This window comes from Acinetobacter rudis, assembly GCF_000829675.1.
GTDB classification, from domain to species: domain Bacteria; phylum Pseudomonadota; class Gammaproteobacteria; order Pseudomonadales; family Moraxellaceae; genus Acinetobacter; species Acinetobacter rudis.
Window position 1 is genome coordinate 18,843 of sequence record NZ_BBRX01000043.1, and the last position, 15,618, is coordinate 34,460.

The 15,618-nt window shown below is 41.8% G+C and carries 14 protein-coding genes; 4 read left to right on the forward strand and 10 right to left on the reverse strand.

Going from position 1 to position 15,618, the window contains the following annotated elements; translation table 11 throughout:
- The first annotated feature begins 49 nt into the window (after window positions 1-49).
- A complete protein-coding gene (ptsP, locus tag Aru01_RS12060) occupies window positions 50-2,344 on the forward strand; it encodes a phosphoenolpyruvate--protein phosphotransferase (protein WP_016657582.1) in 2,295 nt (764 codons plus the stop codon).
- Between the two features lie 141 nt (window positions 2,345-2,485).
- Here ptsP and Aru01_RS12065 read toward each other — a convergent pair whose 3' ends face one another.
- From Aru01_RS12065 to Aru01_RS12075, 3 genes are all read right to left on the reverse strand, one after another.
- The gene (locus Aru01_RS12065) at window positions 2,486-2,734 is read right to left on the reverse strand and encodes a YfhL family 4Fe-4S dicluster ferredoxin (RefSeq protein ID WP_040331414.1); all 249 of its coding nucleotides are present in this window, start codon (window positions 2,732-2,734) and stop codon (window positions 2,486-2,488) included.
- 3 nt (window positions 2,735-2,737) lie between these two features.
- Window positions 2,738-4,126, reverse strand: a complete 1,389-nt coding sequence (gene trhP / locus Aru01_RS12070) for a prephenate-dependent tRNA uridine(34) hydroxylase TrhP (protein ID WP_016657584.1) — start codon at window positions 4,124-4,126, stop codon at window positions 2,738-2,740.
- 202 nt (window positions 4,127-4,328) lie between these two features.
- Window positions 4,329-4,520, reverse strand: coding sequence for a DUF7230 family protein (locus tag Aru01_RS12075; protein WP_016657585.1), 192 nt, complete (start codon window positions 4,518-4,520; stop codon window positions 4,329-4,331).
- 469 nt (window positions 4,521-4,989) lie between these two features.
- Here Aru01_RS12075 and Aru01_RS12080 point away from each other — a divergent pair, with 469 nt between their 5' ends.
- A complete protein-coding gene (locus tag Aru01_RS12080; protein WP_016657586.1) occupies window positions 4,990-6,510 on the forward strand; it encodes a catalase in 1,521 nt (506 codons plus the stop codon).
- An 85-nt stretch (window positions 6,511-6,595) separates the two neighbouring features.
- Here the strand turns inward: Aru01_RS12080 and Aru01_RS12085 are convergent, their stop codons facing one another.
- From Aru01_RS12085 to hcaE, 7 genes are all read right to left on the reverse strand, one after another.
- Window positions 6,596-7,690 carry an MBL fold metallo-hydrolase gene (locus tag Aru01_RS12085; RefSeq protein WP_016657587.1) on the reverse strand — a complete coding sequence of 365 codons (1,095 nt, stop codon included), beginning with the start codon at window positions 7,688-7,690 and terminating at the stop codon, window positions 6,596-6,598.
- Between the two features lie 277 nt (window positions 7,691-7,967).
- A complete protein-coding gene (hcaD, locus tag Aru01_RS12090; RefSeq protein WP_016657588.1) occupies window positions 7,968-9,188 on the reverse strand; it encodes a 3-phenylpropionate/cinnamic acid dioxygenase ferredoxin--NAD(+) reductase subunit in 1,221 nt (406 codons plus the stop codon).
- The gene (locus Aru01_RS12095) at window positions 9,178-10,158 is read right to left on the reverse strand and encodes a 3-carboxyethylcatechol 2,3-dioxygenase (RefSeq protein WP_016657589.1); all 981 of its coding nucleotides are present in this window, start codon (window positions 10,156-10,158) and stop codon (window positions 9,178-9,180) included. Before Aru01_RS12095 ends, hcaD begins: the two co-directional genes overlap by 11 nt.
- 72 nt (window positions 10,159-10,230) lie before the next feature.
- Entirely contained in the window at window positions 10,231-11,043 is an 813-nt protein-coding gene (hcaB, locus tag Aru01_RS12100; protein ID WP_016657590.1) for a 3-(cis-5,6-dihydroxycyclohexa-1,3-dien-1-yl)propanoate dehydrogenase, read from the reverse strand.
- Complete coding sequence (gene hcaC, locus Aru01_RS12105) at window positions 11,040-11,372, reverse strand: 3-phenylpropionate/cinnamic acid dioxygenase ferredoxin subunit (RefSeq protein WP_016657591.1); 333 nt, start codon at window positions 11,370-11,372, stop codon at window positions 11,040-11,042. Before hcaC ends, hcaB begins: the two co-directional genes overlap by 4 nt.
- On the reverse strand, window positions 11,372-11,890 hold the full coding sequence (hcaF, locus tag Aru01_RS12110) for a 3-phenylpropionate/cinnamic acid dioxygenase subunit beta (protein ID WP_016657592.1): 519 nt from the start codon (window positions 11,888-11,890) through the stop codon (window positions 11,372-11,374). Before hcaF ends, hcaC begins: the two co-directional genes overlap by 1 nt.
- Window positions 11,887-13,254: a 3-phenylpropionate/cinnamic acid dioxygenase subunit alpha gene (gene hcaE, locus Aru01_RS12115; protein WP_016657593.1), complete on the reverse strand. Its 1,368-nt coding sequence runs from the start codon at window positions 13,252-13,254 to the stop codon at window positions 11,887-11,889. The genes hcaF and hcaE overlap by 4 nt, the downstream gene beginning before the upstream one ends.
- 216 nt (window positions 13,255-13,470) lie before the next feature.
- Between hcaE and Aru01_RS12120 the strand changes: the two genes are divergently transcribed.
- Window positions 13,471-14,370 (forward strand): LysR substrate-binding domain-containing protein, encoded by a 900-nt coding sequence (locus Aru01_RS12120; protein WP_016657594.1) that lies wholly within the window; start codon window positions 13,471-13,473, stop codon window positions 14,368-14,370.
- A 211-nt stretch (window positions 14,371-14,581) separates the two neighbouring features.
- Window positions 14,582-15,439: an alpha/beta fold hydrolase gene (locus Aru01_RS12125; protein WP_016657595.1), complete on the forward strand. Its 858-nt coding sequence runs from the start codon at window positions 14,582-14,584 to the stop codon at window positions 15,437-15,439.
- Window positions 15,440-15,618: the final 179 nt, after the last annotated feature.

Below are 15,618 nucleotides of genomic sequence, written 5' to 3' on the forward strand. Positions count from 1 at the left end.
TAAATTCAGACTGATCAATCGCGCTTAATACATTGAGGAGTTGGCATTAATGTCAAACATGCAACTAGAAACCTTGCGGCGAATTGTGCAAGAAATCAATTCGTCTGTTTGTTTGCATGACTCCCTTGATATCATGGTGAACCAGGTTTCTGAAGCCATGCATGTTGATGTCTGTTCAATCTATTTATTTGACGAACGCAATCAACGCTATCTCCTCATGGCAACCAAAGGTTTAAACCCTGAGGCGGTGGGTAATGTTGCTTTACCACTAGGCGAAGGCTTGGTTGGCTTGGTTGGACAACGTGAAGAAATTGTCAATTTAGACAATGTCTCAAAGCATGAACGTTTTGCTTACTTCCCTGAAACTGGTGAAGAAATTTATCACTCCTTCTTGGGCGTTCCTGTGATGTATCGACGCAAGGTCATGGGGGTTATGGTTGTACAAAACCGTGAAGCCAAAGACTTTAGCGAAGCTGCTGAATCATTCCTTGTCACCTTATGCGCACAGCTTTCTGGTGTTATCGCCCATGCCCATGCTGTTGGCAATATTGATGTTTTTCGTAAGCCCAACTTATCATCAACCTATAAAACCTTTCAAGGTTCACCGGGTGCAGGCGGTATTGCTTTAGGCCGTGCGATTATCCTCTACCCATTAGCAGATTTAGCAGCCATTCCTGATCGTGAAGCCGATGATATTAGCGAAGAACTTATCTTACTCGATCAAGCAATTGAATCCGTAAGAGGAGAAATCAGTTCTCTTGATGAGAAAATGCATGACTCTTTAATGTCCGAAGAGCGTGCTTTATTTAGCGTCTTCCTGCGTATGCTTGATGACAATGCCCTACCCGCTGAGATTAAAGAACTTATTCGAGATGGCCACTGGGCACAAGGTGCTGTTAAAAAAGTTATTGATCGTCACGTGGCATTATTTGCCCAGATGGAAGATGACTATCTGCGTGAACGCGTTGCTGATCTCAAAGACCTCGGACGACGTATTTTAGCCTCATTACAAGAGGCAGATTCAAGCCACAAAGAACTCAGTTCTGATAGTATTATCATCGGTGAAGAGATCAGTACTGCGGCTTTGGTTGAATTGCCTGTTGGGAAAATTGCAGCGATTGTCACCTCTGAAGGTGCAGCTAACTCACATATGGTCATTGTTGCTCGAGCATTAGGTATTCCAACCGTTGTCGGAGTGACTGAACTCCCAATCAATACGTTAGATGATGTAGAGCTGATTGTTGATGCTTATCAAGGCCGAGTTTTTGTCAACCCACCACGCCGCTTACGTCAACGCTATAAAGATATTCAAAAAGAAGAAGAACAAATTGCTAAAGACCTTAAACAATACGAAACCAAAGATGCGATTACACCTGATGGTGTTACGGTAAGGCTTTTTGTTAACACCGGCTTGATGATTGATGTTGTTCGTGGTGTACAACGTGGAGCAAAAGGTGTCGGACTCTATCGTTCTGAAATCCCCTTCATGCTACGTGAACGCTTTCCTGGTGAAGAAGAGCAACGTGCAATCTACAGACAACAGCTCAGCCACTTTGCCAATAAGCCAGTGGTCATGCGTACTCTCGATATTGGTGCGGACAAAGATCTACCCTATTTTGAAATTAAAGAAGAAAACTCTGCGCTGGGTTGGCGTGGGATTCGCTTTACGCTAGATCACCCTGAGATTTTCTCCTCACAAATTCGCGCCATGTTAAAGGCCAGTATTGGTCTAAACAACTTACACATACTACTTCCAATGGTCACCAGTATCAGTGAAGTTGAAGAAGCGCTTTATCTACTTGAACGTGACTGGATCGCGGTGCAAGAAGAGGAAGAAGTTAAGATCACTAAGCCTAAAATTGGCATAATGGTTGAAGTGCCAAGCGTACTGCTGCAAATTGATGAATTTGCTGAATTGGTGGATTTCTTCTCCGTGGGTTCAAATGATTTAATTCAGTATCTCTTAGCAGTTGATCGAAATAATCCACGTGTTTCCAGTGTCTATTCACACTTCCACCCTTCAGTCTTACGCACACTACAACGCTTAGTTGTAGAGTGTCATAAATACAACAAACCGATCAGTATCTGTGGCGAAATGGCTGGTGATCCACTCTCTGCTGTATTACTTATGGCCATGGGATTCAATACATTATCCATGAGTTCAAGCAATATATTACGTGTACGCAAAGCCATCTGTAATGTTTCAATGAGTGATGCACAAACATTGCTTGAACAAGTCTTGAAGATGAATAATCCACTGATCGTAAAAAGCTGGCTTGAATATTACTTTAAGACACATGGCTTAGGTGATATGGTCAAATCTGCACGAATTGTTAATGTTTAGCTCATTCGCTATCTAGTCTTTTTAAATATAACAGGTCTGTAGTAAGCATCTTTTTATTGACCATTCCAACATGCCCCCCCTTAGCAAAAAAGGGGGATCAACTTTTTAGTTACCCCCACGACGTGCTTTACCAAAACAATCTTAAACGATCCTCAGCGCCTTAAACTTTGCCAATAATTGCTCTTGGCTTTCACGCACGTCAGGATGTTCAACAATACACTCAATTGGACAGACCTCGACACAGGTTTGATGGTCATAAAACCCGACGCACTCTGTACAACGCTCAACATCAATTTCATAGTATTGCTCACCCTCAAAAATTGCTTGATTGGGGCATTCGGCTAAACACATATCACAATTGATACAGGCATCAGTAATCATCAAACTCATCTCTTAACTTGCCACATAAGCTAAAGATGAAGCAGAAATATCGTGACTAGACTGAGGTAAGTTACGAATCAATAATGCGAACTCGACAGCGACATCGGCTGGTGCAGCGATACGAACAACATGACCCGAACCTTTGGCAGCCTCAATCATTTGTCCTTTTGCATCTAAAATTTCAGTTAACTCAAATGTAATATTGCCTTGTGGTGTCATCAGCTCCAAAGAATCACCTACAACAAATTTATTTTTTACATCAATCACTAAGTAATCGCCCTGACGCTCTAACACTTCGCCACAATATTGCTGATGATCAAAAACCGATGAACCCGTAGCATAATTTTGATAATCACTATGCACATGACGGCGCAAGAAACCCTCAGTATAACCACGGTTTGCAAGACCTTCTAACTGTGTCATCAATGCAGGATCAAACTTTCGTCCTGCCAAAGCATCATCAATCGCCTTACGATAAATTTGTGCAGTACGAGCACAATAAAAATATGATTTGGTACGTCCTTCAATCTTGAGCGAATGCACTCCCATTTTACTCAAACGCTCTACATGCTGAACTGCACGAAGATCTTTAGAGTTCATAAAATAAGTACCATGTTCATCTTCTTCTGCTGCAAACATCTCTTCATCATTACGCTGTAGCAGTACGGCTTCGTTCATACTGTGCTGGGACTGTGTATCATGACAGCATTGAGTTGCTTGACCCTCTGAATCAAGCTGCTGCACTGCAATCACATCACCATTCACATCTTCTTTGGCCATATGAACGTTATATTCCCAGCGACAAGCATTGGTGCAAGCACCCTGATTTGCATCACGTTTATTCATATAGCCTGAAAGTAAACAACGACCAGAATATGCCATACATAGTGCACCATGAACAAAGACCTCGATCTCCATCTCTGGGACTTGTTTTTTTATTTCTTCAATTTCTTCAAGTGATAATTCACGTGACAAAATGACACGAGTTAATCCCATATTTTGCCAAAACTTCACGGTAGCCCAATTCACAGCATTGGCCTGTACAGATAAATGAATAGCCATCTCTGGAAAATGTTCACGGACCAACATAATCAGTCCGGGATCAGACATAATCAAAGCATCAGGTTGCATCGCCACTACTGGCGTTAAATCTCGAATAAAGTTTTTTAACTTGCTGTTATGAGGCTGAATATTGACCACCACATAAAACTTTTTACCTAAGTCATGTGCTTCTTTAATCCCTATTGCGAGGTTGTCGTGATCAAAGGCATTATTACGTACACGTAAGCTGTAGCGCGGTTGTCCCGCATAAACTGCATCTGCACCATAGGCAAATGCGTAACGCATATTCTTTAAAGAACCTGCGGGCGAAAGTAGCTCAGTGCTTTGGGTAATACTCACGACTCACCTATAGGCATAAAAAAAGTAGGTGTTTATTTTAATTTGATTTCAAATCGATTCAACCTAGTAAATCGCTCAGGATTCTATCGACTCAACCTTGAAATAAGATATTGATGCAGTGTGTTCAATTAAAGATATTTTTATTGAGAAAGTGGTGATAAGTCGTTTGTTCTTTTTTAATAATTTTGATGACGAATATAGCTCAACAAAGCGTATAAGAGACCCAATAAAAAAGGCGATCTTCCATAGAATTTCGCCCTTGTTTATGTTTTTGATAACCGCGTTTGAGATCTTTTTTGCGGTCTGTAAACACTTGACTACGATTTACTTCATGCATGTGTTTTGCAACGAAATTGTGCTGCTCAATCTGAGGCAGCGCCTTGCGTTTGGCCATATCATTCACCTTAAGGTTCATTCACTATTGCTTAATAACTTGACTCATTAGAGCTGTATTCACAAGATGATCTATAAGGATAAATCTAATCTTGTCGCGCCAATTGTATGCAGTTTAAACAAAAAAACAAGCCGCTATTCATCAAAATAGCATCACTCTTACATCATTTTGTGTTAAATCTCTTAGCGAGGATCGGTGTGTTTGTTTTATCCTTAATCGTAAAAACAAATCGTTAATATTTTTTAAATCGGTTTGAATAATCAAAAAAATTACACTAAATTGAATTGATCAGATGGTCACGATCAGTCGATTTAAACTCACTTTAATCGAATCATATGATACACAATGGTTTACAGTTCAGTGCTTTAACTGCGTCGCACATACCGTTAATGTAGATTTTAGTAGCCAATATCATTTCTACATAATTTATTTCATTACCAATAACATCATGAATTTTTTGGAGAAAAGAATGAGCCAAGACCCTAAAAAGTGTCCTTTTTCACATATCACTACAAATTTCGGTGCCCCAGTTGTTGATAACCAAAATAGCATGACCGCTGGTGCACGAGGACCTCTACTCGCACAAGATCTTTGGCTGAATGAAAAGCTAGCCAACTTTGTCCGTGAAGTTATTCCTGAGCGTCGTATGCATGCGAAAGGTTCTGGTGCTTTCGGTACATTTACTGTGACACATGATATTAGCCAATATACCCGCGCTAAAATTTTTAGCGAAATTGGCAAAAAAACTGAAATGTTTGCTCGTTTTTCTACCGTAGCTGGTGAGCGTGGTGCCGCTGATGCAGAACGAGATATTCGAGGCTTTGCTTTAAAGTTTTATACAGAAGAAGGCAACTGGGATATGGTTGGAAATAATACACCCGTATTTTTCCACCGTGACCCACGTAAATTCCCTGACCTAAACAAAGCAGTAAAACGTGATCCGCGTACTAACATGCGTAACGCTACAAATAACTGGGATTTCTGGACATTATTACCTGAAGCACTCCACCAAGTCACCATAGTGATGTCAGATCGTGGCATACCGAAAAGCTATCGCCACATGCATGGTTTTGGTAGTCATACCTATAGCTTTATCAATGCAAATAATGAACGTTTTTGGGTGAAATTCCATTTCCGCACCCAGCAAGGGATTGAGAATCTAACCGACGCCGAAGCTGAAAGTGTAAATGGCAAAGATCGTGAAAGTAATCAAGCAGACTTATACAATGCCATTGAGCAAGCTGACTTCCCTAAATGGAAAATGTTTGTACAAATCATGCCTGAGACCGATGCAGAAAAAGTACCTTACCATCCATTTGATTTAACCAAAGTCTGGCCACATGGTGATTATCCACTGATTCCTGTAGGTGAGTTTGAACTAAACCGTAACCCTGAAAACTATTTCTCAGATGTTGAACAAGCTGCCTTTGCACCAAGTAATCTCGTACCTGGTATCAGCGTTTCTCCAGATCGCATGTTACAAGCACGCTTATTTAACTATGCCGACGCACAGCGTTATCGTTTAAGCGTAAACCACCATCAAATTCCAGTGAATGCTGCTCGTTGCCCTGTACACTCCAACCATCGTGACGGTGTCGGTCGTGCTGATAGCAACTATGGTAGCCTGCCACACTACGAACCCAACAGTTTTAACCAATGGCAAGAACAACCACAGTACAAAGAGCCAGCATTAAAAATTACGGGTGATGCTGATTTTTGGGACTATCGTGAAGACGATGCTGACTACTTCAGTCAACCTCGTGCCTTGTTCCAGTTAATGAAACCAGAACAACAGCAAGCGTTATTTGATAACACAGCAGCGGCCATGGGTGATGCCTTAGAATTTATTAAGTATCGCCATATTCGCAACTGTTTTGCCTGTGACCCAGCTTATGGCGAAGGTGTAGCCAAAGCCCTTGGCCTCACCGTTGCTGATGCTCAAGCAGCCCGTGCTACTGATCCGGCTCAAGGTCAACCTGGTTTGCTATAAAACTGAATCATCTAAACCAAAAGCCCTTCACATGAAGGGCTTTTTTATTACTGTATACGGTGAGGTTCTGACTCCAGATCATCTGTTAAACAGATAGTTTTTGTCCTTCTTTTAAACAATAAAAAGGATTCATCAACTTAGACTGGCGTTGCAAAGTTTGCTGTAATTGTTGCTGTGGTTGTTCTCGTGTTTCATCTGTAAGCTGAAAGGTTCGATAATGCACAGCCAGTGAACGTTTAGCCTGTAAATCTACATGTGCTTGGAAAGCTTCTTGTGGATTCATATGCATATAACGCATCAGTTCCCGCGGCTCATAAGCACCTATCGGTAAAATCGCAATACGTGCATGGCCTAAGCGCTGCTGAATCTGTTTAAAATGCGGTGAATAACCGCTATCCCCAGCAAAGAAACAATGCCCATGTTCATTGAGCAAAGAGAAACCACCCCATAAAGCAGCATCTTGATCTAGCAAACCACGACCTGAGCCATGTTGTGCTGGGGTATACACGATTTTAAGACCATGAAAAAGTGCACTTTGCCACCAATCCATTTCAATCACATGCCAGCTTTTATCGAGATAATATGCATTGCCCAATCCCGTATAGATCGGCATCGCAAATTTCTGATGCAACCAACTTAGACTCGATATATCCATATGGTCATAATGGTTATGACTTAACAGTACCGCATGAATCTGTGGCAGTTGCTCTAAGGCAATCCCCGCTGGCGCAACACGCTTTGGACCCATGCCTTGACGTGGGCTCACATGCTCGCACCACACAGGATCTGTTAAAAAGTTATAGGGACCAATTTGAATCAGTACCGTTGCATGACCAACCCACCATACCTGCCAATCATCTAAGCTAGCTTGAGGACGATTTTGCGGTAAGCCGTGTTCACTGGCATGCAACAATTGAGTTTCTTGCGCATAATCAACATCCCAAGTATTTGATTTACGTAATAGTAACCATTTGAACAACGTCCAATTATTACGCTCTCCAGTTCTTGGAATTTCATTAAAAAAACGCTGTGCAGTACCATTGACTGCTGTTGCAACCTTTGGAACACACCATACATGCGTCAAACAGTTTGTCGTCTTTAAACTGTAAGTCAATGGTGTTTTTGGATCTTGTGGGTGAGGCTCAGCCTCTTGCACCGTTTGTGTATTAAATTGATTCATTGCTACCCTTTTGAGTATACAGCTCAAGGATCAATTGAAGTATACGGATGATCATCAAAATGAAATCTATCCATGTGATACCTAACTATAATTCAAAATGATGACGATAAGCTGTATAAAATTAGCAAGTTTTTAATACCGCTGCATTTAATAACAATTTTGCAGTTATTTTTTCCATAAAAAAGGAGCCGGACTTTTAGGGACTTACCGACTCCAAAACTCAAATATATGCCAGACAATATGAAAGTTCAGGTCTATCTTTCAATCGCCTACAAACTTAAAACATCGACTTTAATGCCAAACTACAATCCAAATGCTTTTCAAGTTCAAAGGCCTGTGCAGTATTCACCATTTTTTTCAAATGACGCATTTCTCGAGCAGCATTGACAGCAATCGCCGCTGTAATCAAGCCATTGCTAACGCCAAATAAAATGAAGTTTGAAAGCACGCCCGAACTCTCCATTTCACCACGGACATACCACTGCTCGGCATCCATTGCACCCACAAACTGAAAGTTTGCACCCAATTGATCCGTCCAGAACCACGGTGCTTGCTCAGTTAAGGCATCAGCCCCCATCACATGACGTGCAAAACTTTCAGCCTGACGATTGGCATTTTCCCAACTTTCGATACGTTGCATTTGACCATCAGCCAAACGTTGTTTAGCAACATCACCTGCAGCATAAATATCAGGATCACTGGTTTGTGCAAATTCATTGACAATAATCGCAGCATCTACTTCAAGTCCAGCATCTGTGGCTAACTGAGCATTTGCTACAATCCCAATTCCGTAAACCACTGCATCGGCCTCAAGCACTTGACCATTTTGCAGTTCAATTTTGACGATATCACCCTCAAGTTGGCAAGAAGCCATTTGCGTATTGAGTAAGATATTCACCCCGTGTTGACGATGCTGCTGTGCCATAAAGTCAGTCAACAACTGCGGTGCGCAGCGTCCCATCACACGTGGGCCTGCCTCAAGCACAGTCACCTGACAACCTCTAAACTGAGCCGATGAGGCCAATTCAAGACCAATCACACCACCACCAACCAGAACAATGCGGCGACCAGGTTGTAATACTGGGATTAACGCCTGTGCATCTTCTAAATTACGTAAGGTGTAGACATGTTGAGCCAAAGCATCAAGCGCAGGCAGGCGACGCGCTGCACCACCTGTTGCAATCAGCAGTTTGTCATAGGTAATACGTTCATCATTGGCCAAAACCACCTGTTTTGCCTCACGATCAATGAGACGCACAGCTTGTCCTGCGATATGTCGAACACCAAGGTCTTGCAACTTTTGTGCAGAAAGAATTTCTAATTTGGTGTTTTCTGGGTCCAAAATAGCGTCTTTTGATAAGGGTGGACGTTCATAAGGAAGATGAACCTCATCACCTATCAATGTAACTTGACCTTGGTACTGTAGTGCACGAAGTTGTAAAATAGCATTAGCACCTGCTTGACCAGCACCAATAATGACAATACTTTTAATGCTCATCGACAGATTTTCCTGAAGTTAATACAGCTGAAACGATACCAAAACCCGCGATCCACTCACTGATTGCCTGATAGCAATGGGTCGTCATTTGATAATCACCAAGTTCGCTCAAGGCAGCAAAAGCAGCCATCCAACAACGAACTTCTTGACCACCACGCCCACCCTGCTCACGAATCTGCTGTTCAGTCATGGCCTCAATTGCAGCAAAATCAGCACGCGCGAAAATATCAAGTAAATCATGATCCCACTCTGGGTTCAGTGGCACAGCAACACTTTGATCGCCTGCTGCCAACTTTTGTCCCACAGCAATAATTTTACCTTGACGTGCGGCACGTGCTTCTGTTGTTGGATTACGCCCAGCAATTAGAAATTCTTCGACTTCAGGTGGTACGCTCCCCATTTGAGGTGTAGGTGGATCATGTGACAACCCTCCTGTACCTAAAATCAATACGCGTTCATTTTCAAGGTCTAAGCTTTTTATAAAACGACCTATAGCACGACCTAAAGCCACTGTACGCTGCGTTGTAGGCATTGGTGACGCTGCACTATTGATGAATACAGGAATCACAGGATAACGATCGAGTTGACCTGAACATAAGAAGTGTAAAGGCTGAGTCACGCCATGATCAGCTTGCATCCGATAAGAATAAGACAGATCAACACCATCATTGAGCACATAACGCACTAAATCTAAAGCGGTTTGTTCAGGCACATCAAGACGTCCAGGACCATAATCCCAATCGCCAGCTGCAGTTGCACGAATACCTGCGCAAAAACTTGGCATCAGATCATAGAAGAAGCCATTAAAATGGTCTGGACCAAAAGCAATAATCAGGGTCGGATCGTAATCCTTAACCTGTTGTGCCATTGTCGCAAAAGTTTCACGAACTTGTTGTTCCTGAGCTTGATTTTGTGGCTTAGCAAACTCCATTAAAGGACTGTGCGAAGCACAAATCAGTTTTACCGCCATAATTGATTCCTCTATTCCCTACGGTGTCGAAACGCCGCTTCATCCATTTCGTTGACTTAAAAGCTCAAGTGCTTAATCTAAGAAACCAGCACGTGGTTGACGCAAGCCACGGATTCCTAAACCACAATCGGCATTGATCAATACACCCGTCAATGGGCGATTGTTTTCACGCGATGCCAAAAGTACATAACTGCCAGTCATGTCCTCAGGCTCAGGCAAGAACTGTAAAGGCATGCCTTCACCGATCTTGTTCATATCACGCCCATCAAGTAGACCTTTATCTTGCTGGCCCAGACTTGCTGCACCTTTGATATTGACGTTCATCCCTGATGGTGCGACAGCATTGACTCGTATTTTTGGTGCTAACTCATAAGCGAGTTCTTTCATCACCCCTACGCCTGCATGTTTCGAAGCGGTGTAAATGGGCCCACCGCCTGAAGAGTAAAGTGCTGCATTAGAAAGGGTTAATATGATTGAACCTTCAGATTGAGTCAGCGGCTCTAACGCAGCTTTTGCACCCAAAATCAGAGACTTGGTATTAATTGCCATAATCTCATCAAACGCGTTTTCTAGCTGCTCACCACTCATATGCACGATGTCGGCATAATGATCCCAAATCCCCGCATTGGCGATAAAGCAATCCAAACGACCAAAGCGTGCAACTGTTGCTTCAACCGCACGAAGGTTGTCTGCATAAATCGTTACATCACCAGCGATCGCGAGGACTTCATCACCAAAACGTTCAATCAAAGCGTCGACTTTAGCTTGGGAGCGTTGTAAAACAGACACCTTGGCACCTTCAGCCAAAAAGCGCTCAACCAACGCCAAACCCAAACCTGAACCACCACCAGTGATTAGTACGACTTGGTCTTTGACCCAGCTCATGCCGGTACTCCTGCCATTTCTACATAAAGCGCGCCATCTTCAACCTGCACAGCGAAGGTTTGGATTGGATCAGTCGCGGGTAGACAGAGAGCTTGTCCTGTTTTTAAACAAAAACGTGCCGAATGTAGGGGACACTCCACTGTACCATCGTCTTCTAAATAGCCCTCAGACATGGAAGCATTCCCGTGTGAACAACGGTCATTCATAGCAAAGTATTCACCGCCATTGTTAAACACAGCTAGTGCTTCAATGCCGTTGACACCGCAATCTACTTTGATTGCTTCACCTTCATCTAATTCGCCGATTTGGCAAACAAAAATCTTTTCCATTAGAAAAACACACTTAGGTTATGAGAGGTATAAGTCACCTGATCTAAGGTGATCTTGCGATTAAAAATCTGGAAACCAAGGCCACCTTCAACACGACGTAATTTGTCTAAACGCTTACCGATATAGAACGTCACATCTTTTTCTTTCTGGGTTCTATAAAGAAGATAAGCAACATGTACGTCATACTCACCGTCAACCTCAGTTGTCTCAACACGAATGTTGGTGACCATATGGGTTGTTCGTGATGGCGGTTCTTCGGCCCAAGCCATGCCAGTTTCTAAACGCGCAACTCGACGTTCCAACAAATGTTTGTTGTCGTTAAACACCCATGTCGTTGGTAATTCAAGATGACGACGACGGTCACGTGTTTGCGCGTTTGGCGTAGTACGTAAGGTATAAGAAATGTCCTCAGCTAAGACATCTAGCCATTCGCGGAATCTCCATTCATCAAGTAAAGCGGCTTCTTGATATAAGAATTGACTAATTTCATGGTGTAGTTCGACTGATACTTGACTCATTTCATTAGCTCCTGCTCATACGCCTCAGCGGCTTTCTCGACATCTTCCCAAGTCTCGTTAATCAACAAATCAGCCCAACGACGGTACATACCACGTGCTGCGGTTTCTGAGAAAATATAGTTGGTAATACCCGGAATACCATCTTCACGTACTTTCTCATTGCCCAAGCCCATTTCCATAATCAATGGGTTTTGACGTGCTTTATAACCACGCAGTACTTTTTGAATCTCAATCCAGTTTTCAGAGTCATCTTGCTCTAAGAAACCAGCAGGACCAAAAGCACGTGTTGCAGAACGTTCAAATGCTTCTTTGACATCTTGTGGTGCATCAGCATCCGCGATACAGAATGCCCAAACTTCAGTTTTATCTGGACCACGTGGATGCCAAATACGAAGCGTCGCAGTACCATTTAACCAAGACAACGTCGGGAACATGGTGTTATGACCTGCTAAGCGTAGTGCACGAACTTCGCCGAGACGCTCTTTTACTTCGTCATAAGTTTCGCGGAAATAATTTGCAACTTCGCCGTCCACCCAAACGTTTGCATCTGGTTTTTCAGTAAAGAAGAAACCTGAACCATGGCCACGTTGACCATATTGGATCGCATCTTTGGCAGTCTCCCAAACTGGGCGTGCTGTTTGTGCAGAACCTAATTGCTTAGAGGCGTCATCATCAGGTTTTGCACCTAAGACTTGAATCGCAGATGCATGTGAGAACAGTGCATGATACTGGTCTGAAGCAAACTGCTCTGCTGCAAATTTCCAGTTACAGTCAATTTCCCACTTGTGTACACCACCAATAATTTCAGTTCCACCTGGACGACGATCCAATACACCATCTAAATACCAAGCGATATCACCCATATACTCAGGTAAATCAGGTGTAGTCTCATCCCAGCAACCAAAAATTAAACCTTTGTAAGATTCAACACGGTTCACTTCGATAAGACCCCATTTTTCTTTACATGCTCCATGTGGGAAAGCACGTTCTTCAAGCGGAATATCTTTTAAACTGCCGTCTGTTCCATAAGACCAACCGTGGTATGGGCAAGTAAATGCACGTGTATTACCACAGTCTGCATAACTTACGCGCATAGAGCGGTGACGACATTGGTTTAATAATGCTTTGATTGAGCCATCTTTTTGACGGACCACAATAATTGGGTCTTCACCCATATAGGTATTAAAGAAATCGCCAGCTTTGGGAATTTGACTCTCATGACAGAGGAATAACCAAGTACGACCGAAGACTCGCTCTAACTCAAGTTCATAGATCGCTGGATCTGTATAAATAGAAGGGACAATACGTCCATTTTTGGCATCAACTAAACTGTCGATATTGAGGGCATCAATTCTATTTTCCATTTAAACTCTCCATAGTATCCTCAACAAGAAAAATCAAAAAGACTCATTTTGGGATAATATGGATTTAAGCCTCATGTCTGAGAAATATATTTTATATATGCATCTATAGGTGCGGACGATTATAGCGTGATAGATTTATCTCCAAATAATCAGATATGCTAGGCTTATAATATATTTAGGTGCGCTTATTTATAATAGGTCAAATAGGATAACCAAATGGAATTACGTCATCTTCGTTATTTTGTTACTGTTGCTGAAGAACTCAACTTCAGTAAAGCCGCTTTACGTTTACACACAGCCCAACCTTCTTTAAGCCAACAAATTAAAGATTTAGAGAAACGTTTAGGCATCCAATTATTTAACCGAACTAAACGTAAGGTCGAATTAACAACTGAAGGTGAATCTTTTCTGCCCTATGCACAGTCCACTTTGTTGCAAGCAGACTTAACCATACAAAAAACCCAAAAAGTTGCTAACGAACTGAGTAACTGTTTGAGTATCAGTTTTGGCCCAGTCGCTGAGTTAAAAATTTTTCCAAACATTTTACCAAGTCTGCGCTTTGACTATCCTGACCTCAAGCTCAACCTACAAAGCATGAATGAAATTCAGCAACAAAAAGCTTTAGAGAGTGGACAGATTGATATCGGGTTTGTGCGGGAGAACTTAACAGGGCCAGATCTGCGTAGTAGTTTATTATTTCGTGAAAAATTAATTTTCTTGCTACCAAAAACGCATCCACTTTGCCGATATGAATGTATTCCTATTCGTGAACTTGATCATGAGGCGCTGATTATTGCCTCTCCAGAACATGCACCCACCCTGCATCGCTCTGTTATGCATTTCTCAAAACAGCACAATATTAAGTTCAACTTCATCCAACATGCCGGCAATATTTTATTCAATATCAACTCAGTAAATATGGGGTTGGGCTGCGCAATACTTCCAAACTATATTGAACCCATGATTAAAAACCACCCCAATATAGCCATTAGATCCTTAGAGGTTGAACCGCCTTTAATCGATTTATTTATGAGTTTCAACACCAAAAACAATCAAAAAAATATCGAGATATTTATTAATGCGATTCAAAATAAAAAGTTTCAGCAGCATTATTAATATGCCATTGAGACTATATAAAAAACAGATTGGCTGGAGTAAAAATAATATTAGTTATTTTAACCTGACTCTACCATTATCATGATCACAGTGTATGTTGCTGAGGTTGAATATATTGCAGAACTTGGTCTTAAAATAAAGATCATTCAAAGTGAGTCATGCAATTCATTCAACTGAGTCTCAATCATCTAGATACATGAAAGGAACTTATATGAGCGCAATGGATATCCCAAACTATCAAACAGATGCATTTTTCGGACTAGAAGATCAATGGTTAGAAACTGCACCAGGCGAATTAACCCATTACCATGAAGTTGGTGAAGGTACACCAATCTTATTTTTACATGGTTCAGGTACAGGCGTATCTGCTGCTGCAAACTGGTGGTTAAACCTGAATGATATTGCGCAAGTAGGTCACTGCTATGCCATTGATTCAATTGGTTATGGTCAATCTGTTGTTGCCCCAAATACAGCCTATGGAATTAAAGCTTGGGTAGAGCATGCAATTCGATTCTTAGATGCAAAAGGCATTGAAAAAACTTGGGTGGTTGGTAACTCACTCGGCGGTTGGTTAGCATTTCAAATGGCTCTTGATTATCCTGAGCGCTTACTCGGCATTATCTCTATGGGTACGGGTGGAGCAAAACAAACAGCAGCATTGAAACAACATTCTAATCCTGAACTTTCTCCTGCAGGGATTAAGAAGACATTAGAAATGTTTGTCGTAGATAAGAGCTTAATTACAGATGAGTTAGTTAAAGTTCGTTTTGAAGCTGCAAAAAATGACTATGCTTCAGATCGTTTACTCGAAGTTGTTGGTGCTCGTGACCGTGATCGTTTCGAGTTCCCACTCGATTTTGAGAAAATGAAAGATATTCAGATTCCTGTACTACTGATTCATGGCGTACAAGATGTAGTGATTCCTGTCAGCCGTAGTTGGGATATTTTAAATACTGTTCCACATGCAGATGCACATATTTTCAACCAATGCGGCCATTGGTCACAAGTTGAAAAATCTGAAGAGTTTAACCGTATTGTTTGCAACTATTTAACTCAACACGGAATCTAGACCCATCAAAATTTGTTAAGCCATATCTTGATATATGGCTTAACACTCAAATAATAACGATAAAACAGTTCGCTGTTTCTCGATCAACCTTTAGGCTTACTTCCCATCAAAGTAAGCCGTTTTTTTTATTTCTGATCATTGATCTCTTTAAGAAAACTACAACATCAATATTTCAAATA

Excerpts from the sequence above, each read along its gene's own strand:
- Aru01_RS12065 (WP_040331414.1), bottom strand. The coding sequence starts at position 2,734 with ATGAGTTTGATGATTACTGATGCCTGTATCAATTGTGATATGTGTTTA.
- Aru01_RS12120 (WP_016657594.1), top strand. The coding sequence starts at position 13,471 with ATGGAATTACGTCATCTTCGTTATTTTGTTACTGTTGCTGAAGAACTC.
- Aru01_RS12080 (WP_016657586.1), top strand. The coding sequence starts at position 4,990 with ATGAGCCAAGACCCTAAAAAGTGTCCTTTTTCACATATCACTACAAAT.
- Aru01_RS12075 (WP_016657585.1), bottom strand. The coding sequence starts at position 4,520 with ATGGCCAAACGCAAGGCGCTGCCTCAGATTGAGCAGCACAATTTCGTT.
- Aru01_RS12125 (WP_016657595.1), top strand. The coding sequence starts at position 14,582 with ATGAGCGCAATGGATATCCCAAACTATCAAACAGATGCATTTTTCGGA.
- hcaE (WP_016657593.1), bottom strand. The coding sequence starts at position 13,254 with ATGGAAAATAGAATTGATGCCCTCAATATCGACAGTTTAGTTGATGCC.
- hcaD (WP_016657588.1), bottom strand. The coding sequence starts at position 9,188 with ATGAGCATTAAAAGTATTGTCATTATTGGTGCTGGTCAAGCAGGTGCT.
- Aru01_RS12095 (WP_016657589.1), bottom strand. The coding sequence starts at position 10,158 with ATGGCGGTAAAACTGATTTGTGCTTCGCACAGTCCTTTAATGGAGTTT.
- hcaF (WP_016657592.1), bottom strand. The coding sequence starts at position 11,890 with ATGAGTCAAGTATCAGTCGAACTACACCATGAAATTAGTCAATTCTTA.
- Aru01_RS12085 (WP_016657587.1), bottom strand. The coding sequence starts at position 7,690 with ATGAATCAATTTAATACACAAACGGTGCAAGAGGCTGAGCCTCACCCA.
- hcaC (WP_016657591.1), bottom strand. The coding sequence starts at position 11,372 with ATGGAAAAGATTTTTGTTTGCCAAATCGGCGAATTAGATGAAGGTGAA.
- ptsP (WP_016657582.1), top strand. The coding sequence starts at position 50 with ATGTCAAACATGCAACTAGAAACCTTGCGGCGAATTGTGCAAGAAATC.
- hcaB (WP_016657590.1), bottom strand. The coding sequence starts at position 11,043 with ATGAGCTGGGTCAAAGACCAAGTCGTACTAATCACTGGTGGTGGTTCA.